General features: G+C 62.1%; 17 protein-coding genes and 1 pseudogene. 2 read left to right on the top strand and 16 right to left on the bottom strand.

The features are described from left to right. Positions 1 to 6 precede the first annotated feature (6 nt). The 7 genes from denD to G3N64_RS16295 form a co-directional block, all read right to left on the bottom strand. Complete coding sequence (denD, locus tag G3N64_RS16265) at positions 7 to 978, bottom strand: D-erythronate dehydrogenase (RefSeq protein WP_205784851.1); 972 nt, start codon at positions 976 to 978, stop codon at positions 7 to 9. Positions 979 to 1006: 28 nt separating this feature from the next. Beyond that, a complete protein-coding gene (gene otnI / locus G3N64_RS16270; RefSeq protein WP_205784852.1) occupies positions 1007 to 1783 on the bottom strand; it encodes a 2-oxo-tetronate isomerase in 777 nt (258 codons plus the stop codon). 72 nt (positions 1784 to 1855) lie between these two features. Then, on the bottom strand, positions 1856 to 3181 hold the full coding sequence (locus tag G3N64_RS16275; protein ID WP_205784853.1) for an MFS transporter: 1326 nt from the start codon (positions 3179 to 3181) through the stop codon (positions 1856 to 1858). A gap of 112 nt (positions 3182 to 3293) precedes the next feature. Further along, positions 3294 to 3932 (bottom strand): aldolase, encoded by a 639-nt coding sequence (locus tag G3N64_RS16280; protein ID WP_205784854.1) that lies wholly within the window; start codon positions 3930 to 3932, stop codon positions 3294 to 3296. Beyond that, a complete protein-coding gene (gene otnK / locus G3N64_RS16285) occupies positions 3929 to 5233 on the bottom strand; it encodes a 3-oxo-tetronate kinase (RefSeq protein WP_205784855.1) in 1305 nt (434 codons plus the stop codon). Before otnK ends, G3N64_RS16280 begins: the two co-directional genes overlap by 4 nt. 19 nt (positions 5234 to 5252) lie before the next feature. Beyond that, positions 5253 to 6275: an L-threonate dehydrogenase gene (ltnD, locus tag G3N64_RS16290; RefSeq protein WP_277399114.1), complete on the bottom strand. Its 1023-nt coding sequence runs from the start codon at positions 6273 to 6275 to the stop codon at positions 5253 to 5255. After that, positions 6214 to 6918 carry an FCD domain-containing protein gene (locus G3N64_RS16295; RefSeq protein WP_205784857.1) on the bottom strand — a complete coding sequence of 235 codons (705 nt, stop codon included), beginning with the start codon at positions 6916 to 6918 and terminating at the stop codon, positions 6214 to 6216. Before G3N64_RS16295 ends, ltnD begins: the two co-directional genes overlap by 62 nt. A gap of 186 nt (positions 6919 to 7104) precedes the next feature. On the opposite strand from G3N64_RS16295, the pseudogene G3N64_RS16300 reads away from it, so the two are divergent. Next, positions 7105 to 7280, top strand: a pseudogene (locus G3N64_RS16300) (IS481 family transposase); the annotation flags it as partial. A 134-nt stretch (positions 7281 to 7414) separates the two neighbouring features. Here G3N64_RS16300 and G3N64_RS16305 read toward each other — a convergent pair. Genes G3N64_RS16305 through G3N64_RS16345 form a run of 9 tightly spaced genes read right to left on the bottom strand, consistent with a single transcriptional unit; the run spans position 7415 to position 18341 of the window. Further along, complete coding sequence (locus G3N64_RS16305; protein ID WP_205784858.1) at positions 7415 to 8179, bottom strand: NAD(P)H-flavin reductase; 765 nt, start codon at positions 8177 to 8179, stop codon at positions 7415 to 7417. Beyond that, positions 8176 to 9486, bottom strand: a complete 1311-nt coding sequence (locus tag G3N64_RS16310; protein WP_205784859.1) for a homoserine dehydrogenase — start codon at positions 9484 to 9486, stop codon at positions 8176 to 8178. Before G3N64_RS16310 ends, G3N64_RS16305 begins: the two co-directional genes overlap by 4 nt. A 41-nt stretch (positions 9487 to 9527) precedes the next feature. Continuing rightward, positions 9528 to 10334, bottom strand: coding sequence for a transporter substrate-binding domain-containing protein (locus G3N64_RS16315; protein WP_205784860.1), 807 nt, complete (start codon positions 10332 to 10334; stop codon positions 9528 to 9530). A 7-nt stretch (positions 10335 to 10341) separates the two neighbouring features. Beyond that, complete coding sequence (locus tag G3N64_RS16320; protein ID WP_205784861.1) at positions 10342 to 11109, bottom strand: thioesterase; 768 nt, start codon at positions 11107 to 11109, stop codon at positions 10342 to 10344. Further along, the gene (locus tag G3N64_RS16325; protein ID WP_205784862.1) at positions 11106 to 11636 is read right to left on the bottom strand and encodes a gamma carbonic anhydrase family protein; all 531 of its coding nucleotides are present in this window, start codon (positions 11634 to 11636) and stop codon (positions 11106 to 11108) included. Before G3N64_RS16325 ends, G3N64_RS16320 begins: the two co-directional genes overlap by 4 nt. Further along, on the bottom strand, positions 11633 to 12787 hold the full coding sequence (locus G3N64_RS16330) for a MupA/Atu3671 family FMN-dependent luciferase-like monooxygenase (RefSeq protein ID WP_205784863.1): 1155 nt from the start codon (positions 12785 to 12787) through the stop codon (positions 11633 to 11635). Before G3N64_RS16330 ends, G3N64_RS16325 begins: the two co-directional genes overlap by 4 nt. Further along, on the bottom strand, positions 12780 to 15794 hold the full coding sequence (locus G3N64_RS16335; protein ID WP_205784864.1) for a type I polyketide synthase: 3015 nt from the start codon (positions 15792 to 15794) through the stop codon (positions 12780 to 12782). The genes G3N64_RS16330 and G3N64_RS16335 overlap by 8 nt, the downstream gene beginning before the upstream one ends. Positions 15795 to 15801: 7 nt before the next feature. After that, positions 15802 to 17691: a non-ribosomal peptide synthetase gene (locus G3N64_RS16340; protein ID WP_205784865.1), complete on the bottom strand. Its 1890-nt coding sequence runs from the start codon at positions 17689 to 17691 to the stop codon at positions 15802 to 15804. A gap of 20 nt (positions 17692 to 17711) precedes the next feature. Then, positions 17712 to 18341: a LysE family transporter gene (locus G3N64_RS16345; RefSeq protein WP_205784866.1), complete on the bottom strand. Its 630-nt coding sequence runs from the start codon at positions 18339 to 18341 to the stop codon at positions 17712 to 17714. Between the two features lie 730 nt (positions 18342 to 19071). Between G3N64_RS16345 and argP the strand changes: the two genes are divergently transcribed. Further along, on the top strand, positions 19072 to 19989 hold the full coding sequence (gene argP / locus G3N64_RS16350; protein WP_205784867.1) for an HTH-type transcriptional regulator ArgP: 918 nt from the start codon (positions 19072 to 19074) through the stop codon (positions 19987 to 19989). Positions 19990 to 20132 lie beyond the last annotated feature (143 nt).

The raw sequence follows: 20132 nt of genomic DNA on the forward strand, positions 1-20132 counted from the left end.
CGCGAATCAGCGCCGTTCGTCGGCGAGATGGCTGCGGATCACGTCCGCGAACGACGTATCGCCCGTCAGCCCGAGCGCTTGCGCGCGCGACGTGTCCCAACGGCCCGGCCAGCTGCCGACGATCTTCTCGACGCGCTCGTCCGGCACGTGCCGGATCAGCTTCACGACTTCGTCGCCCGCGACTTCGCGCAGCGCCGCGATCATCTCGTCGACCGATACCGACAGGCCGGGCAGATTGATCACACGTTTGTTGCCGAGCTTCGCACCGTCGATCTCGCAGCCCGCGACGAGCGCTTCGATCGCGCCGCGCGGCGACAGCAGCCAGAGCCGCGTCGAACCCGGCACCGGGCACACGCTTTCCTCGCCGTTCAGCGGCTCGCGGATGATGCCGCTCGCGAACGACGACGCGGCCGCATTCGGGCGGCCCGGCCGCACGCTGATGGTCGGCAGCCGCAGCACGCGGCCGTCGACGAAGCCGCGCCGCGCGTAGTCGCACAGCAGCAGCTCGGCGATCGCCTTCTCGGCGCCGTACGACGATTGCGGATTCAGCGCGGTGTCGTCCTGCACGACGTCGGGCAGCGTGCCGCCGTAGACCGCGACGGAGCTCGTGAACACGACGCGTGGCTTGTGGCCACGTGCGCGGCATACTTCGAGCAGCGTGCGCGACGCGTCGAGGTTGATCCGCATGCCGAGATCGAAATCGGCTTCGGCCTGCCCGCTGACGATTGCCGCGAGGTGGAAGATCGCGCCGGTGTGCGTGTCGATCGCGCTGTCGAGCACCGCGCGATCGGCGATGTCGCCGACGATCGACGTCACGCGCGCGTCGCCGAAATCGCTGCCTTCGACGACGTCGAGCAGTACCAGCTCGTCGATCTTCTCGCTGCGGCCGTCGGGGCCGGTCAGTTCGCCGCGCTCGAGCAGCTTGCGCGCCAGACGCTGGCCGAGAAAGCCGGCGCCGCCGGTGATCAGTACTTTCATGTTCTTGACCCTCAAAGGAATGCGGGAATTACAGGTAAGGCTTGAGCCAGCCGAGCCCTTCGGACGTGCCGGCCTTCGGGCGGTACTCGCAGCCGATCCAGCCGTCGTAGCCGAGCGCGTCGATCAGCGCGAACAGATACGGGTAGTTGAGTTCGCCGACGTCCGGCTCGTGGCGCTCGGGCACGCCCGCGATCTGGATGTGGCCGATGCCCGCGAAGTCGCGCTTGAGCTTCATCGCGAGATCGCCTTCGACGATCTGGCAGTGGTAGCAGTCGAACTGCACCTTCAGGTTCGGTGCGCCGACTTCCGCGCAGATCGCCTGCGCGTCGTCCTGGCGGCTCAGGAAGTAGCCGGGCATGTCGCGCGGGTTGATCGGCTCGATCAGGATCGTGATGCCCTGCGCGGCCGCGGCCTGCGTCGCATGCCGCAGGTTCGCCAGGTAGGTGTCGCGATGGCGTGCGCGATCGGCGCCCGGCGGCACCATGCCGGCCATCACGTGCAGTTTCTTGTTGCCGAGCACGCGCGCATAGTCGAGCGCCTGGTCGATGCCGCGCCGGAATTCCGCTTCGCGGCCCGGCAGCGATGCGGTGCCGCGTTCGCCCGCGGCCCAGTCGCCGGGCGGCGCGTTGAACAGCGCCTGTTCGAGGTTGTGCGCATCGAGGCGCGCGCGGATGTCCTCGGCGGCGAAGTCGTACGGGAACAGGTACTCGACGGCCTTGAAGCCGTCGTAGGCGGCAGCGGCGAAGCGTTCGAGGAACGCGTGCTCCGTGTACATCATCGAGAGGTTGGCGGCGAAGCGTGGCATGGCAGCGGGTCCTGTGAATGAAGGGGGCGGGGCGCATGGCGCCCCGCGTCGAATGGCGGCCGGTTCCGCAGATCAGCGGTTCACGAGTTTCGCAGGCGTGAGCCACACGGCGATCGCGCCGATCACGAGCATCGCGGCGAGCACGTACATGCCGGACGCCGTGCTGTGCGTGGCGTCCTTCAGGTAGCCGATCACGTACGGGCTCGCGAAACCGGCGAGGTTGCCGACCGAGTTGATGATCGCGATCCCGGCCGCGGCCGCGGAGCCCGCGAGGAACGCGGTCGGCAGCGACCAGAACAGCGGTGCGCAGGTCAGCACGCCGCCCGCCGCGAGCGACAGGAACACGATCGACACCGCCGTATTGTGCGAGTACGACGCGGCGACCGCAAACCCGACCGCGCCCATCAGCGCCGGCACGATCAGGTGCCAGCGGCGTTCGCGGCGCTTGTCCGCGCTGTGGCCGAACAGGTTCATCACGACGATCGCGACGACGAACGGGATCGCCGACAGCAGGCCGATCTGCAGCGTATCGGTGATGCCGGTCGATTTCACGAGCGTCGGCATCCAGAACGTGAGGCCGTACTGGCCCGTGACGAACGCGAAGTAGATCAGCGACATCCACCACATGCGCGGGTCCGAGAACACGGCCCTCAGCGAATGGCCGTGCTGCTGCTGTTCCTGCGGCTGCGCGGCGATCTCGTCCTCCAGCAGTTGCTTCTCGCGCTCGTCGAGCCACTTCGCGCTGCGGATGCTGTTGTCGAGATACAGGATCGTCGCGATGCCGACGAGCACGGCCGGCACGGCTTCGATCATGAACATCCATTGCCAGCCGTGGAACCCCGAGCCGCCGTGGAAGCGCTCCATGATCCAGCCCGACAGCGGGTTGCCGAAGATGCCCGACACGGGGATCGCGGACATGAACACCGCGATGATCTTCGCGCGGCGATGCGACGGGAACCAGTAGGTGAGGTACAGGATCACGCCGGGATAGAAGCCGGCTTCCGCGAGGCCGAGCAAAAAGCGCAGCACGTAGAACTGCGTCGGCGTCTGCACGAACGCGAACAGCGCGGACAGCAGGCCCCACGTGATCATGATCCGCGCGATCCAGATGCGCGCGCCGATGCGGTGCATCAGCAGGTTGCTTGGCAGTTCGAACAGAAAATAGCCCAGAAAGAAAATGCCGGCGCCGAGCCCGAACACCGTTTCGCTGAATGCGAGATCCTGCGACATCTGCAGCTTCGCGAAGCCGACGTTCACGCGGTCGAGATACGCGACCACGTAGCAGAGCATCAGGAACGGCACGATGCGCCAGAACACTTTCTTGTAGGTGCGGTCGAGTTCCGCGCCATGGGCGGGCGCGGCGGGCGAGCGGCCAGCGGCCGCGTCGAGAGCAGTCATCGTCGTCTCCAGGGTGTTGTTTGCCGGCGGCGCGTACGCCGCCGGATCATGTGTGTGCTGACGGAAAGGCCCGCGCACACGGCGGGCATGGGAATCGTTGCGTGGTGCGTCGTTACCAGCGCGCGCCGAAGCTGGCGCGCAATTCGTCGAGCGCGGCGTCGTCGAGCGGCTCGGGTTTCGGGTTCGTCATCAGCCACAGCCGTGCCGTTTCCTCGAGTTCCTCGAGCGCATACGACGCGTGCGACACCGACGGCCCCCACATCACGGGGCCGAGGCGGTCGAGCAGCACGCCGCGCACCTTGTTGGCGAGCGCCGCGACTTCGGCCGCGACGCCCGGGTCGCCGGGGCGGCGGTAACGGATCAGCGGAATGTGGCCGACCTTCATCACGTAGTACGGCGTGAGCGGCGGCAGCACGTCGGTGTCGCGCCATACGCCCGCGAGCGTCAGCGCGACGAGATGCGTCGAATGCGTGTGGACGACGCCGTGCGCTTCGGTGTTGCGTGCGTAGATGCCGCGATGCAGCGCGAGCGTCTTCGATGGCTTGCCGCCCGACACGGGCTGGCCGTCGAGGCCGACCTTCGCGATGTCGTTCGGGTCGAGCCGGCCGAGGCATGCATCGGTCGGCGTGATCAGCCAGCCGTCGGGCAGCCGCGCGCTGATGTTGCCGGCGCTGCCGACCGCGTGGCCGCGCGCATACAGGCTCGCACCGACCACGCAGATCTCTTCGCGCAGTGTCGCTTCGTCGCTCATCGTGCGGCTCCGTCCAGCGCGCGCAGCGCCTTGTCGAAAAAGTCCGTGGTGCCGAAGTTGCCGGACTTCAGCGCGAGGCCGAGCGGCTGCGCGTCGATGGTGGCCGTCGCCGGCACGCCCGGATCGATCTGCGTGCCGATCTGCAGCGACTTCACGTCGAGCGCCTGCACGACCGCGCCGGACGTTTCGCCGCCGGCGACGACGAACTTGCGCACGCCGAGATCGCGCAGGCCGCGCGCGATCGCCGCGAGTGTGGATTCGACGAGATGGCCGGCCGCGTCGACGCCGAGCGCCTGCTGCACGGCCTTCACTTCGTCGGGCGTCGCGGTCGCGTAGATCAGCACGGGCTGCGGCAGGTGCGAGCGCGCGAACGCGAGCGCCTGGTCGACGACGGGCTCGCCGCGCGATGCCGCGAGCGGATCGATGCGGAAGCTCGGCCGCGTGGCGCGCCAGGCGGCGACCTGCGCATTGGTGGCCTTCGACGCGCTGCCGGCGAGCACGGCCGACGGGCCGTCGATGCGCGGCAGCGACGCCGCGTTGTCGCGCTCGGGCAGTTGCTCCGCACGGCGGAAATTCGCGGGCAGGCCGAGCGCGATGCCCGAGCCGCCGGTGACGAGCGGCAGGCCCGCGCACGCTTCGCCGAGCACGTAGAGGTCGCGGTCCGACAGCGCGTCGGCGATCGCGAAGCGCGCGCCTTCCGCGCGCAGTTGTTCGATCCGCGTGCGCACGGCGGCCGCGCCCAGCGCGATCGTGTCGTAGCGGATCAGGCCGACCGGCGACTTCGTCTGCCGCTGCAGCACGCGCACGAGGTTCGCGTCCTTCATCGGCGTGAGCGGATGATTCTCCATGCCCGATTCGTTCAGCAGCACGTCGCCGACGAACAGATGGCCGCGATAGATCGTGCGGCCGTTCTCGGGGAACGCCGGGCACGCGATCGTGAAGCCGCCGCCGGCCGCATCGAGCAGCGCATCGGCGACGGGCCCGATGTTGCCCGCGTCGGTCGAATCGAATGTCGAACAGTACTTGAAGAAGAACTGCCGGCAGCCTTGTGCGCGCAGCCACTCGTAGGCGGCGAGCGATTGCGCGACGGCGTCGGCCGCGGGAATCGTGCGCGATTTCAGCGCGACGACGATCGCATCGGCGTCGAGCGTGGTGTCTGCGGTGCCGTCGGCGGGCACGCCGATCGTCTGCACGGTGCGCATGCCGCTCTTGACGAGCATGTTCGCGAGATCGGTCGCGCCGGTGAAATCGTCGGCGATGCAGCCGAGCAGGGGACGGGAAGCGGAAGCGGAAGCGGTCATGGCAGGAGCGTCGTTCGAATCAGCGGGCGGGCGGCAGCGTGATGCCGGGGAAAGTCTTGATCACGGCGGAATCGTCCTCGCCGCCGTGGCCGGCGCTCGATGCGCTCATGAACATCTGGTGCGCGGTGGCCGACAGCGGCAGCGGGAACTTGCTGCGGCGCGCGGTATCGAGCACGAGGCCGAGATCCTTCACGAAGATGTCGACGGCCGACAGCGGCGTGTAGTCGCCGTTCAGGATGTGCGGCACGCGGTTCTCGAACATCCACGAATTGCCGGCGCTGTGCGTGATCACGTCGTACAGCGCGTCGGCGTCGACGCCTTCGCGCAGGCCGAGCGCCATCGCTTCGGCCGCCGCCGCGATATGCACGCCGGCCAGCAGCTGGTTGATGATCTTCACCTTCGAGCCGATGCCGTGCGTATCGCCGAGGCGATAGACCTTGCCGGCGATCGCGGCGAGCACGTCGTCGCAGCCCGCATACGCGGCGGCGGGGCCCGACGTCATCATCGTCATCTCGCCCGACGCCGCGCGCGCGGCGCCGCCGGACACCGGCGCGTCGAGCATCTGCAGGCCCGCGGCCTCGATGCGCGCGCCGAGCGCGACCGCGAAGTCGGGTGCGACGGTCGCGCTCGCGATCACGACGCCGCCCGGCTTCATCGCCGCGACCGCGCCGTGCTCGCCGAACAGCACCGTTTCAGTCTGCGCGGCATTGACGACGAGCGTGACGACGACGTCGCACTGCGCGCCGAGTTCGGCAGGCGTCGCGCAGGCGATGCCGCCTTCGGCGGCGAACGCCTGCAGCACGGTGTCGCGTACGTCGCAGGCGTGCACGCGCAGGCCGGCGCGCAGCAGCGAGCGGGCGACGCCGAGGCCCATTGCGCCGAGGCCGATGACTCCAACATTTCGTGACATGGTCAACCTTGATCGATTCGGAAGAGGTTCGTGACAGCGGCGGCGCCGGCAGAGGCGGCGGCCGCCGGCTTCAGCAGATGCCGGCTTCCGCGAGACGGCGGGCGGCGTTGTACATGTGCGTGCGCGCCGCATTGCGCGCGGCCATCGGGTCGCGTGCGCGGATCGCGTCGGCGATCGCCGCGTGTTCGTCGCGCACCTGGCGCGAGAAGTCCTCGCGCGTCGCTTCGTTGCGCCGCGTGACCTTCACGCCGGCTTCGAGGTACTGGTTCAGGAACTGCAGCGTCTTCAGGAAATACGGGTTGCCGGTGACGGCCGCGATCGTGCGGTGAAACGCGACGTCTTCCGCGACGCCGTCGCGCCCTTCCGCGACCGCATCGTCGATCTTGCGCAACGCGGCGTCGATGTCGGCCATGTCGTCATCGGTGTGATGCAGGGCCGCTTCGGCCGCGACTTCGGCCTCGATCGCGCGGCGCACCGCGAGCAGGTGCGGCAGCGACGTGGCCTCGACGGCTTCCGCGTAGTCGATCCGCAGCGGCCGGATCGCGCCGTGCTGGTTCACGTACACGCCGCTGCCCTGACGCGGCTCGACCACGCCTTCGTTCTTCAGCCGCGAGATCGCCTCGCGGATCACGGTGCGGCTCACGCCGAATTCCTGCGCAAGCACGGCTTCCGTCGGGAGCTTGCCGCTGGCCGAGAAGCTGCCGGCTTCGATCTGCTTCAGCAACTGCTGCGCAACATGGTCGCTCATCGCACGGGCGGGAATTTTCTCGAACATGACGCTCAGGTTTGTAAGGTGATGTGGTCATCATACAAATTTGAAGGTGCGTCGGCATCCGGGATAACCCTCGGTTAATGGAGTGTAACGTCGGTCAAGTTGATTGAAACCGGTTCCAATCTGTAGGGAATGTGCGGCGATCGTGCGAGCTTGGCGATCAACGGGAGTCGTGCTGGTCGCGACGGGGCGGTGGTGCGTGAGTGGACCTACGCAGGGACATACCAGAGCTCAGCTCATCGCAGCAAAGCATTGGCGAGTCGACAACATCCTCCAACTGGCAACGGGCACATAGCGCCATCGGCGGTGTTGCGCTAATGGCCCGACTTCCCGCGTCGAGAATCGACCTCTTGACGCTTCACAACTGTGTGATTCATGGACATAGTTTCAACCAAGTTGAAGCGCTCGCCCGAAACCCTCGCCGGATCGCATTTCGTCGTCTTCGTCACTTCGCAGCACACTCATGCCGTTCCGTACTTTTGAAAGTGCATAACACGCTCTAGCAAAAGAACTGCGACGACGGCAAGCCACATAGATCGGCCAAATCGGTGCGCGCGGCCTGCACGAGTTCTGGCGACCCGCACACATACACGTCGCACTTGCGCAAATCCGGGAAGTCGTCCATGACCGCTCGATGCACCAGGCCTGTGCGCGTTTTGTCCACCTGCCTGGGCTGCACGTCGCTCAGCACCGGCACGTAGCGGAGCTGCGGAAGCGCGTCGCCTTGCTCGAACAACCACTGTTCGAGGTACAGGTCGTCGGCTGACCGGCCGCCCCAATAGAGATGGAGTGGGCGTCGCTCGCCCACCGCAGCCAGTTCCTCGATGATCGCCTTGAATGGCCCGAAGCCGGTGCCGCCGGCAACGAAGATCGCCTCCGTACGGTCGCACTGCGAATTGCGATGGAACCGGAAATCGCCGAACGGTCCCTCAATCCAGAACACCGCCCGCGCTATGACAGAGTCAAGCACGCTGTCTACGAAACGCCCCGTCCCTTGCAGGCGCACATGCAATTCGACAATGCCGTCATAGCTGCAACGGTTTGCAATCGAAAAACTGCGCCGAGCGCCGTCTTCCCGGATCAGGTCAATGTACTGGCCAGGCCGCCACGCGAAGGCTGGGTCAGCGAGTTCGAGCCAGACGCGCCGAATCTCGGACGACGTGGCTTCGACGCGCGAGACACGGCATGCCACCTTGCTCGCATTCTGTACCGTTGCTTCCGCAATCTCGCTATTGTTCGCCGACGTACGCAGGGCGTTGCTCATACCTTCACTTCCGTTGGTTCGTCAAGCACCGGATAAACTACCACTTCGTAATCGCGCCCCGTGAGTCGTTGCAGTTTCGGCAGAATGCTCCGCAGTCTGCGCCACGAAACCGCATGCGTGACCGCGACGACATCGGTGACCGCGCCGACGCCGTCGTTCTGGCACAGCCTGCTCAACGAAATGTCCGCGCCAGCGAGGATCGCGCTGACGTTCGCCGGCACGCCGACCGCATCCTCGCAACGCATGCGCAGATAGAACCGGCTGCTATGGTCGTCCGTATGCATGGTTTCCTTGCGCTCGATTGTGGTGCGCCGGAAACCCATGTTGAACGCGCCGGCGTATTCGCCATCCTTTTCGCGCCGTGCAAGTTCGATCAAGTCGGCGAGGATTGCGCTTGCCGTCTGAACGCCGCCCGCGCCCGAGCCGTAGAAAAACGCGCGGCCGAACAGATCGCCGACCAGTTCGATCCCGTTCATTGAGCTACGGACCTGCGCCAGCATCGAGCTTGCGGGGACAAATGTGGGTGCGACGCTGGTGTAAATACAGTTGTCCTGCAGTTGCGCCTGTGCGATCAGCCGCAGTACGTAGCCCATCTCATTCGCGAGGTCAATATCTTCGCGCGCGATGCCGGTGATGCCGCGATATTGCACGGCCTCGAAATCGACCGGAACACCGAATGCCAGCGACGACAGCAAGGCGATCTTGTGTGCGGCGTCGATGCCTTCAATATCCATCGACGGATCGGCTTCGGCATAACCTTTCTTTTGCGCGTCGGCGAGCGCATCAGCGAAGCTCACGCCCTGCTCGCTCATTCGTGACAGGATGTAGTTCGACGTGCCATTGAGAATGCCGACCACCGAGGTCACGCGATTCGCCGCGGCGGACTCCTTCAGCGTCTTCACTATAGGAATCGATACTGCCACCGCGCCTTCGAACAACACGCATACGCGCCGCTGCTCGGCGAGCTGCATGATTTCCTCGCCGTGCATCGCGAGGAGTGCCTTGTTGGCCGTGATGACATGCTTGCCATTGGCAATCGCGCGCAGCACGAGTTCACGTGCTGCCACCACGCCGCCGATCAGTTCGATCACTACGTCGATGCGCGAATCGTTCACCACCTCCCAGCAGTCGGCGGAAATCTTACAACCTTGCGGTACGTGCCCGGCGGTCCGCGCCACGGAACGCGTGGCGACTGCCACAATGTCAATTTCGGTGCTCGTCTTCGTGGCGATTACTTCGCGGTTCTCGATGAACTTCTGCACAGTAGCCGCGGCTACCGTGCCGAATCCCAGTACCCCAACTTTCATATGCTCCCCAACGCTTCTGAAGGACAGTGTTTATCCGGCGCTCAACGTGCCGTCGTAGCCTGTGGCCGCACCATGTTACGCAACGCTTCAGACATCGGTAAATCGAGGCTGAAGCCCAGATCTGGCAGTTCGCGCATGAACCATGCTTCGTATAGCGGCGCGAAGCCGGGGCCGTTAGCGAATGCGTCCAGTTCTTCGTCGACCAGCGTCCGGAACGCCGCGTCGTCCTTGCGCATCAGGAAGCCGTAGCACTCACCGCCAAGGCAATTGGGCAGAAGCTGCTGCCCGGTAGGCCCCGAGCGCGCCAGCAGCGATCGAAGAATCACTTCGTCGGCCACCATCGCGTGCGTTCGGTGATCAGTGTGAAAGCGCTCGAACGCGGAAAAAATATCCGGGCATCCCAAGAACGTAAATCGGAACGGCAACGACGGTTCTGCGAGCAAAGCAGCATGGCTCGTCGAAGACTGGATCCCAGTGACAACGATCATGTCAGAAGACGCCAACTGCAGGGTGACCGTCGAACCTCTCGTGAGGATACGGTGCGCCGTATGGAAGATCGGTCGACTGAACGACGCGCTCTTCTGGCGCTCCGCGGTAATCGTCGTGGAGCCGCATTCGATATCGATGAATCCACGCTCGAGGAGATCAAGTCGGTTCGCCGACGTCACCTCCACGGGTATCACCTCGACGCGGCCCAGCCCGAGCCGGCAGCGAATCCTTTCCAGTACCTGCTTGAAAAGCGCTACCGAGTAGCCGGTGGGCGCGAAGCCATCTCCGAGTGCGTAGGAGAAAGGTGGCGTGTGCCGTTGAAATCCGACATGTATCGTGCCGCGTTCGAGTTTGTCCAAAGCGGACTCAGGCATGCGCTTGGTCCTTGATCAGTTTTTGCATTGACGCCAGCAGTTCGGTCTGAGCGCTCATATGATACAGATGGCCTCCTGGCATTTCGGTCATCGTGAATGCGGCCGACGTGTAATGACGCCAGAGCATCATCAGCTCCCGCGTCACGAGACTGTCGCGCGCGCCGTGGAAGCAATGAAGATCCACTGGCAACGCAACGGCGGGCGCAAATGGAAAAGCCCTCAGCCAGGCAAGATCCGCTGCGAGCGTGATTCGAAAGAGCGCCAGTAACTCGGCGTTTTCCAGCTCGGCGGGAAAATGCTCGCCCATGCGGTCGAACCATGCATGTAACGCGGATGAACTAGTGTCCGTCAGTGAGTCCGATGTGCGCGGTGATCCCGCCGAGAGGATCACGACCGGCGTCACGCCGTGGTCGTTCCAGAGCCTACTTGCAACGGACCACGCCACGCGCGCGCCCATGCTATGGCCGAATAGGAAGAGCCGTCGCGCGTTCGACCGCGCCAGCTCAACGGCAATCCGCCTGGACACATCGTGAAGCGATTGCGTCAACGGCTCGCTCAAACGGTCTTCCCGGCCAGGCAACTGGACCAGCGCCACGCTCGCGACATGCGCCAGCTTTTGCGGCCAGCCGGCGAATGCTGAGACGCCGGCTCCCGCGTGGGGAAAGCATACGAGCAGGTCGGGCGTGTCGGGCCATGGCGAAGGGTAATGCCGAAGAAGGCGGGTATCGCTGAACATACGTGCTTTGTCTGGGGGAGTCATGTGCCCTCCGTCAGCACCGACTCCCGCCGGTAATGAGCGGCCAGCTCTTGATACTCGACCGCCGTATCCTTCAGATTACGGATGTCGCTTTCGCTGAGATTGATCAGCACCCGGGCGGGACTGCCGGCAATCATCGAACCCGCGGCGTAAGCCGGACCCGCGCTGAGCAACGCGCCCGCCGTCACGAGACACGAGTCGCCTACACGCACGCCGTTCAGCAAGATCGCGCCGATCCCGATCACGCTATACATACCGACGGTGCAGCCGTGCAGTACGGCACAATGACCAACGGTGACACCCTCGCCGATCACGAGCGGAAAGCCAGGGTCCGCATGCAGTACCGCACGCTCCTGGACATTGCTGGCCGCGCCGATGACGATCCGCTCCTTGTCCCCCCGAATAATGACACCAGGCCAGATGCTCACGTTCGGTCCGATCTGTACGTCGCCGATAATCACTGCGTCTTCGAAGATCCAGGCGTCGGGATGAATCTGCGGACTGATGCCGTTGAAGCTATAGGTTTTCATCGTTCGGTTCCTATCAACCTGGCCAGCATTCGCAGACTTTTGAGGACATCCTCCTTCCGCACGCCGAAATCGACCAGACAGGCAATTTCATCGACCCCCATCGCCTTGAAGTCGCGCAATATCTTTTCCGCATGTGTCGGATCACCGATCAGCGAGCTCGTGTCGATATAGCGCGAGAAGACCATTTCGACAAAGTCGTCTCTGTCCTTGCCCAGTGCGTTTAACGTGCTGGCCTTCCGGTCGCTGCCGTTGTTCGCGGTTTGGTGCTGTGTCACGAACGACTTCAGATATTCCGTCAGAGCGGGGCGCACGAGTTCCACCGCCTTGTCGAAGGTATCGTCCACATATGTGTGCAACATCAACGAGATCACGCCGTCTTCAGGCTTGAGTCCGACCGACTCGCGCGCGTCGCGGTAGATGCGGATTCGTTTTGCCAGCTCGTTCGGGCCAAAGTTGATCAACGCCGAAAGTACGTTGAAGTTGTTCTCGCCCGCAAAGCGCCACGCGTCCTCCTTCTGAGACGTAGTCAGCCAGAGCGGTAGCACCGGTTGCACCGGGCGCGGGTAGCTGAGGATCATCTGGCGATCGCCGTTGGCGTCCTGCTTTTCGATCGCTTCGCCGCGCCACAGTTGCTGAAGCTGATCGCGGTACGCGTTGAGCACATTGGAACGTGACGCAAAGTTCTCCGGCTTCAACACGAAGTCTCGAACGTGCCATCCCGGCGCCACGGCAAGATCCACCCGGCCCTGCGACAGGTTATCAACCACTGCCCATTCTTCCGCGACGCGAATCGGGTCGTGCAAGGGTAGATTAATGCTGCCCGCGCGCAGACGCACGTTTTTCGTACGGGTCGCGAGAGCGGCGGCAAGGATGGACGGATTCGGATACGCGCCGCCGACCGCGGTGAAGTGGCGCTCGGGGGTCCAGATCGCCTTGAAGCCGTTCGCATCGACGAACTCGGCGACGTCGAGCAGCAGATCGTACGGCGAGCATCCCGCGCTGATGCCCGAGAAGAAAATGACTCCGAGATCGGGTAGCACGTCAGGCTTGCGCGACATGGTGATGCTCGACGACGCGTCCGGTTGGAATCCGCGCAATTTTTCGCGCAGCAGGGTAACCTGCTCGCGAGTAAGGCTGGCGACTTCAGACATTTTCGGCTTCCAGCAAACGGTTCGCGACCTGTCGCGACAACCCGGCAATCGAGCTGCTTTCGTAGAAGCCGCGCAACGGAATGTCAATACGGAACGTCTCACGCAAGCAGTTAATCAACTGAATCGCGAGCAATGAATTGCCACCGAGTTCGAAGAACGACAACTGGCGATCTATCTTGTCCACCCCGAGATACGTTATGTAGATCTCGGAGATCATGTCTTCCACAGGGTTGTCGGTAGATGCCGAGTATGCCGACTTTTCCCGTTCTGCAGCGAGCGTTGCTGCCAACAGACCGGATGCTGTTTCCACGTTCGTGACTTCAGACGCAGTGGCCGCGAACGGCCGCGAGCCGCGACGCGCGAAACCGATCACGGGCTCCACCCAATGCCGCGTTCTGTCGAAAGGATAGACCGGCAACGCGACCTTGCGCCGGCCCTCCACGAACGATTCCATTGCGATCCGGTTCGAGGCAGTCCAGTAGAACGCGATCACGTTCAGGAACGACACGTACTCTTCGTCGATGCCGCCCAGGGCCTGCACGATGCTCGTCCCGCTTTCGGGTAGGTTCAGTTTCAGCAGATTGCTGATCGCGTAGCCGTGTCCAATCGCGATATATCGAACCACGTCCATGTCAACGAGGGTCTGCGTCGACTTGGCAAACTGCACTGTGCGCACCAGATGATCGGACCAATAGTTCGGATTCTTGTATTCGTACTCGGTGAGCACGCTACCCGTCACGTTGGAGACGATCGGAATGCGTGCATCGCCGAACGGAATGTCTTTCATGAACGAGTGGAATTCGGCCGCCGCGTCGGCCATCATTGGCGAATGGAATGCGTGGGACGTCGCGAGACGATGCGCGCTGCGCCCTTGTGCGCGCAGCACTTCGATCGCCGTCTCGATGTGGGCAGCCGTTCCCGATACGACGTACTGACTGGGTGCATTGTGCGCCGCCAGCGCGATCTCGCGATCGTTCAGGAGGCGTTCGAGGCCTGTCAGGCTATCCACCACGATCATGCAGCCGGGTTCACAAGCCGCCATGCATTGCGCTCGCTTCACGACCACCGCAGCCGCGGTCGACAAGTCGAACACGCCGGCGATGGCTGCCGCCACGAGCTCACCGAGACTGTGCCCCAGCACCACGTTCGGCACCGCGCCCACCCCGATCAAGGTTTCTGCGAGCGCGTACTCAACGGCGAACAGCAGCGGTTGAGTCAACTCCGTACGCGTGATCGCCGCCTCGCTGACCGGGTTCCACAGACGAGAGGCGAGATCGAGACCCTGCTCGCGGGCGAATACATCGAGCACACGATCCAGGTTTTCCCGAAACGACGTCGATTCCTTTGCTAGCGCGGCACCCATCTGGATATGCTGGGTGCCCTGGCCTGCGAACACGAACGCAACCGGCTCACGCTCCCGGCTGAGATGACGGTGATAGCGGCCCGCTTCCAACAACGTTAGCGCCTCCTTTGCGTTACGCGCGACGAACGCAGCGCGTTCGGACAGCAGCGGCCGTCCGAAGTAGGCCGTGTGTGCCGCGTCGGCGAATGACACGGCAGGCGCGGTCGGAACGCCAGCAAAGAAGCGGCGGTACTCTGCCATGAGGTTGTTTAATGCGCCCTCGGATTTTGCCGACAACGTGAAGATCCGGTACTGGCAGTCTTCCACACTGTCTAGAATCGGCAGCGCTTCACGGCTCTGAAGAATGACGTGACTGTTCGTGCCGCCCATGCCAAATGCGCTCACCGCGACAAACTGATCGCCCGAGATATCGAGTTTGCGATGCTGGTTCACTACATGGAAACGCGAGTCCGCAAGGCCGAGGTGTGTATTGACGTCGCTCGCGTACAGGGTCGCTGGAATCAGCTTGTGTTTCAGGATCAGCGCGGCCTTGATCAACCCGATCACGCCGGCCGCAATGTTGAAGTGGCCGAAGTTGCCCTTCAGCGAGCCGATGCCGCACGATTTGCCGGTTTCACCATATGCCTGGCGGATGGCTTCCACTTCGATCGGATCGCCGAGGGCAGTACCCGTGCCGTGTGCCTCGACGTATTGCATGTCAGCAGGATCGATACCCGACACCATGATCGCGTCGCGCAACACTTCCACCTGCCCCGCCACGCTAGGCGCGGTGAATCCGACCTTGGTCGCGCCGTCGTTGTTGATGGCGGATGCCCGGATCACGGCCACGATGTCGTCGCCGTCCTGCACCGCCTCGCTCAAGCGCTTCAACAGGACGAGGCCGAGGCCGTTGGTGAATACGGTGCCGTTCGCATTGGCCGAGAACGGGCGGCAGTTGCCGTCCGGCGACAGCACCCCGTCTTCCTGATACGGATAGCCGGTCTCCTGCGGAAAGCGTACGCAGACCGCGCCTGCAATCGCGGTGTCGCACTCGTTGAGCAGCAGGCTCTGGCATGCCGAGTGAACGGCGACTAGGCCGGTCGAACAGGACGTCTGCACGTTAACGCTGGGGCCTTTCAGATTTAGCTTGTAGGAGACGCGCGTCGCGAGAAAATCCTTGTCGTTGCCGTGGCGAATCACCATTTCGCCAAGCGTGTCCAGCAGGTCGTCGCGCTCCAGAATCCCGAACAGATACGAGCTGAACGACGATCCGGCGAACACGCCAATGCGTCCGTCATAACGCGCCGGGTCGATGTTGGCGCGATTGAGCAGCGTGAGGGACGACTCCAGCATCAGACGTTGCTGCACGTCGAGCACGTCCGCCTCACGTGCACCGATTTCGAAGTAGCCGGCATCGAAGAGATCGATATCCTTCAGCAGGCCGGCTCGCTTCACATATCCAGGCTTGCTGAAGACCGCTTCGGATACGCCGGCAAGACGCAGTTGCTCGTTGTCGAGATCGGTGAGGGTGCATTTTTCGTCCAGCAGAAGTTTCCAGAGCGCGTCGACACTGTCGGCCTGCGGGATGCGACATTCCATCGCCACGATCGCGATCGCACTCACGTCGCTTGCTTCAACATTGCGTCTGAGGTCTTTGTTGTCCATATCGGTCTCACATGTTCCTTGCCGCGGATCGCGCCGCAATAATTCGATTTCTGCTCATAACACGCGCGTCGGAGCGGCCGGCCGGGTATTCGATCGCGGCACCTTCGCCTTGCAATAGCGCGGCGATCATCCGGCTCTGCGTCTCGATCGTCGTGTCGCGGAACAGGCGAACCAACGGAATGCTGAGAGAGAAATGCTTTTCGATTCTTTCGTGAAGCGCGACGATCAACAGCGAATTGCCGCCGGCGTCGAAGAAGTTGAGAGTCGGATGCAGTCCCGAATACGCCAGAATTTCCGACCAGATTGCCTCGACCTGCTCGGCGGTCGAGTGCGGCTGTTCGGGCGGGCGAACCGGCGCGACTGACGTCGGGCGATTGGCAAACTCCGTCAACGACTTGCGGTCCGTCTTGCCGTTCGGCAAACGCGGCAACACATCGCGGAAATGTAGTTGAGACGGGATCATCACGTCGGGCAGACGCTTGCGCAGATACGCGAGGAACGTCTCTTCGCTACGCTCCTCCGATTCTATGAAAGCGACGATCGATTTCGTGAAGCGGCCCTGCCGCGCACACACGAACGCGTCGCGTACGCTCGGATGCGATGCGATTACCGACTTCACTTCGAGCAGGTCGATGCGCACTCCGTTAATCTTGATCTGATCGTCCTTGCGGCCAAGAATTTCGATCTCGCCTTCGGCATTGCGCCGGCCGAGGTCGCCGGTCCGATAGATCGGCAGGTTCGTCAATTCAGGGAGTAACCCTTCCAGGAAGGTTGAAACCAGCTCCGAGCCTATTAGGTAACCATGCGAGCGATACGGTGTGGCAATGCAGATTTCTCCCGTTTCACCATGCTCGCAAAGATGGCCGTCGTCCGCGGTAATGTAGGTCATCGAACCGGGTAGATTCAGTCCTACGGACTGGATACCGTCTACCACGTCGGCACCGATCCGCTTGAAATGCTTCGCCAGTGTCGTCTCGGTCGGGCCATACAGATTGACGACCGTGCACTGTGGAAACGCGTCGCGCCACTTCCGGATGAGCGTGCCTTCCAGTGGCTCGCCGGCAAAGAAGGCATGCTTCAGCGTGTCGATGGTAGTGGCCGGCGTATGGGTGTTGATCCACAGATTCGCGATGGACGGCACGAGATGCATCGCTGTGATTGCGCTGTCGCGCAGGAACGCAAAAACGAATTCCGCGCGCGCTTCGGACGTGGGAATGCATATGGTCGCGCCGCTGATCAACGGCGTGAAAACATCGCGGAACCAGACGTCAAACGAGAGATTCGTGAAGTGCGCTAGGCGGTCTCCAGGCCCGATCCCGAACTCTTTGCTCTGCCAGTCGACGAAATGCGCGAGGCCGTTGTGACTGCCGGCGATCGCCTTCGGCCGGCCGGTCGAACCAGATGTGAAAGCGATGTAGGCGCGGTCGCCCGGGAAGCTTCGCTTAGCGTCACCGTGTGCGCTTTCAGGCTCGTGCCGGTCCTGTATTGCTTCGCGCACGTCGAGCGCCAGCACTCCTCGCAGTTCAAACGGCGTTCCCCAATGAAGGATGGCGCCAACGGAGACCGTGGTCAACATCAAGCGCCGACGCTCCTCGGGGATCGCCGCATCGATCATCGTTACTGTCGCGCCAATCGACCATGCTGCAAGCGTGCTGGCAATCGCGCATGCGGATCGCTGCCCGTGAATCGCCACGACCTGGCCTTCCCCGACGCCGTGCGCAAGCAACAGCGCACCGATGGCGCGCACCTGGTCCTGCAGATGCGCGTAGGTGATTTTCTGTTCGCCGCATTCAATCGCAATGTGTTCCGGATGTTGCATGCACGAGCGGCGAAACAGGACGTATACAGGATCGAACGACTGCCGCGGCGGATCGAATCTAATTTGGTTGCTTGACATGGCCGGGTCCGAGAGTTTGCTCAATGCGCCTGATGGAACGTCGCGAGCACCGTGGCCGCCACCATGAATAGTCCGCCGAAAACCTTGTTCAACATACGCATTTGCGCTTCAGTCTTCAGATACGTCAGCGCCTTGGCCGCGAGACCCGTGTAGCAGGCCATGACAACCAGGTCGGTGAACGCGAATGTCAGGGCGATCGCCACGTATTGATCGCGCAGCGGCATGTTGTAGTCGATGAATTGCGGGATCACCGCCAGCATGAAGATGTAGCCCTTCGGGTTGACAACATTGAGCGCCAGGCCTTTGGATAGCAGCGTCATCAGCCCCACTTGGCTGCCGTCTTCGCGGCTCACCGAAATCGGCGATCCCTTGGACGTCCATTGCTTGAAGCCAAGATAAAACAGATAGCCGACGCCCGCCCATTTCAGCAGGTTGAAAGCCAATGGCGAGGTCTTGATCAACGCACCCAACCCGACCACCACCGCGAGAAAAACCACCCACAAACCGAGGATCAGTCCAAAGACACCGAAATAGCCACGCCTGAATCCGTGATTTAGCCCATTAGTCATCGAAAAAACGGAGCCGGCTCCGGGTGAAAGTGAAAATATCCACGACGAAAGAAAGCAGGTAAGCCAGATTTCGAATTTCATAAGTTTCGATAGTTAGTGCTAGCTCTGAGAACATTCGGCCGACTGAACGGCCGGCTCCCTCGATGAAATAATATTTAGTGGTATGGCGACGGAGAAAATCTATTGGACGAAGCGAAGTGCGCGCCGGAGCAATTTCGACCATCGGCGCTTCCAAAAAACGAAAACAAGTGGAATGCAAAAATTGCGGATCTGAGATGGGTCTATAAATCAATAAAAATAGAAGTGTGGAGGGTTATGATCTGCATATCTGAAGTTATGAGGAGTTTACGTTTTAAAACAGTGAACCGATCTTCCGGGAAGGTGTGCTGCTCTGTAGCTAAGCCTAAGTATTTCTATTCGCCATGCAGGCCGCAACTCAAGATTACTTGGAATTCAAGAATTGTGATCACCGTTTAGGAAAAATGACTCCCGGTAAGATTGTAAGATTTGAAAGAAAAAATTTAAATATATGCTATATCAATAATGCAGGTTGCGTCAGCGTACGTATATCACGCACGTGGGCGTTTCGCGGAATCAGTTCACTAATTTTCGGGCGATTGGTTTGACTTGACGTCAATTTCATTCATGTGTAATTTTCCGGAGAGCGGCTCCAACCTAGATCGCAACCGAGTAACCGGCATTCGATAATGTGCTGCTCCTTTCTTATCTCCGTTGGCCCTGCGCCGCACGCACCTTACAGCATCCGATGTCGTGTCCTTTAAAGATTAAATAAGCTTGAACAGGAATGAGTATGCTTGATCGCTGTCAGTTGGAAACATTTGCCACTGTCGTCGAACACCAGAGTTTCGAGAGAGCAGCGTTGGTCCTCAACATCACGCGCGGCGCGGTTTCACAGCGCATCAAGACGCTCGAGACGATCTTGTGTCGGGTGCTACTGAATCGTGAAAATCCGGTATCGCCTACCGCAATGGGCGAAATCGTTCTTCGCCATGTCAATGCCGTGCGCGTGCTGGAGCAGGAGGTCTATCTCCAGGTCGGGTCATCGCGCAAACAGCATGAACGCGCGCGGCTGAGCATGGCGGTGAATGCGGATTCGCTCGCCACATGGTTCGGCGAGTGCTCGCATGCGTTGCTGGAGAGAATACCGGTGGCGCTTGAGGTCGTGGTGGAGGATCAGAACCATACATGGCCCATGCTTTTACGCGGCGAAGTCATGGGCTGCGTCTGCACCGAACCAAAGCCCGCAAAGGGATTCGAATCTCTACCGCTGGGTGCGATGGAATACCGGTGCGTGGCAACTCAGGCGTTCGCAGAGGCTCACTTCTCTGGCGGTCTGCAGTTGCACGAGGCAATTCGAGTGCCTGCGATCCTGTGCAACCGAAAGGACTCACTGCACGACGAATTTTTTCGGCTACTGTTCGGAGTAAACGTGGACCGCTATGTGAAGCATTACTTCCCGTCGCCGATGGCGCGGTTGAGCGCGATTCAACTGGGCAGCGGGTATGGCGTCGTGCCAGCCAGACAGGTCGCGCATCTGTTGCGGTTGGGCGAACTAATTGACCTCGCGCCTTCGATTCAGTTGCGGGTGCCGCTTTATTGGCACCGCTGGCAACGGGAACCGCCAATGGCTCGTCAGGTAAGCGAGCTCCTGGTGGAGACGGCGAGGGTTGCATTGACGACGGATGCCGCAGAAATATCCAATGACTGAACGAGCGGGCCAAGATGATTCGAACGTTATCGAGCGATGAAGTATGGACACGAATCGAATCCGTTCTGTCGAGCAAGAAAGGCGATCCACGGCGCACGGCGACCGACAATCATCGGTTCGTCGAAGCTGGCCTCTGCACCGGC

The organism is Burkholderia sp. Ac-20344 (assembly GCF_017104975.1).
Taxonomy (GTDB): Bacteria; Pseudomonadota; Gammaproteobacteria; order Burkholderiales; family Burkholderiaceae; genus Burkholderia.

Excerpts from the sequence above, each read along its gene's own strand:
- G3N64_RS16310 (WP_205784859.1), bottom strand. The coding sequence starts at position 9,486 with ATGAAAGTTGGGGTACTGGGATTCGGCACGGTAGCCGCGGCTACTGTG.
- G3N64_RS16325 (WP_205784862.1), bottom strand. The coding sequence starts at position 11,636 with ATGAAAACCTATAGCTTCAACGGCATCAGTCCGCAGATTCATCCCGAC.
- G3N64_RS16280 (WP_205784854.1), bottom strand. The coding sequence starts at position 3,932 with ATGAGCGACGAAGCGACACTGCGCGAAGAGATCTGCGTGGTCGGTGCG.
- G3N64_RS16275 (WP_205784853.1), bottom strand. The coding sequence starts at position 3,181 with ATGACTGCTCTCGACGCGGCCGCTGGCCGCTCGCCCGCCGCGCCCGCC.
- G3N64_RS16340 (WP_205784865.1), bottom strand. The coding sequence starts at position 17,691 with ATGTCAAGCAACCAAATTAGATTCGATCCGCCGCGGCAGTCGTTCGAT.
- denD (WP_205784851.1), bottom strand. The coding sequence starts at position 978 with ATGAAAGTACTGATCACCGGCGGCGCCGGCTTTCTCGGCCAGCGTCTG.
- otnK (WP_205784855.1), bottom strand. The coding sequence starts at position 5,233 with ATGACCGCTTCCGCTTCCGCTTCCCGTCCCCTGCTCGGCTGCATCGCC.
- G3N64_RS16320 (WP_205784861.1), bottom strand. The coding sequence starts at position 11,109 with ATGACTCCCCCAGACAAAGCACGTATGTTCAGCGATACCCGCCTTCTT.
- ltnD (WP_277399114.1), bottom strand. The coding sequence starts at position 6,275 with ATGCGGCGCGCACGCACATGTACAACGCCGCCCGCCGTCTCGCGGAAG.
- G3N64_RS16295 (WP_205784857.1), bottom strand. The coding sequence starts at position 6,918 with ATGTTCGAGAAAATTCCCGCCCGTGCGATGAGCGACCATGTTGCGCAG.
- argP (WP_205784867.1), top strand. The coding sequence starts at position 19,072 with ATGCTTGATCGCTGTCAGTTGGAAACATTTGCCACTGTCGTCGAACAC.
- G3N64_RS16305 (WP_205784858.1), bottom strand. The coding sequence starts at position 8,179 with ATGAGCAACGCCCTGCGTACGTCGGCGAACAATAGCGAGATTGCGGAA.
- G3N64_RS16335 (WP_205784864.1), bottom strand. The coding sequence starts at position 15,794 with ATGGACAACAAAGACCTCAGACGCAATGTTGAAGCAAGCGACGTGAGT.
- G3N64_RS16330 (WP_205784863.1), bottom strand. The coding sequence starts at position 12,787 with ATGTCTGAAGTCGCCAGCCTTACTCGCGAGCAGGTTACCCTGCTGCGC.
- otnI (WP_205784852.1), bottom strand. The coding sequence starts at position 1,783 with ATGCCACGCTTCGCCGCCAACCTCTCGATGATGTACACGGAGCACGCG.
- G3N64_RS16345 (WP_205784866.1), bottom strand. The coding sequence starts at position 18,341 with ATGAAATTCGAAATCTGGCTTACCTGCTTTCTTTCGTCGTGGATATTT.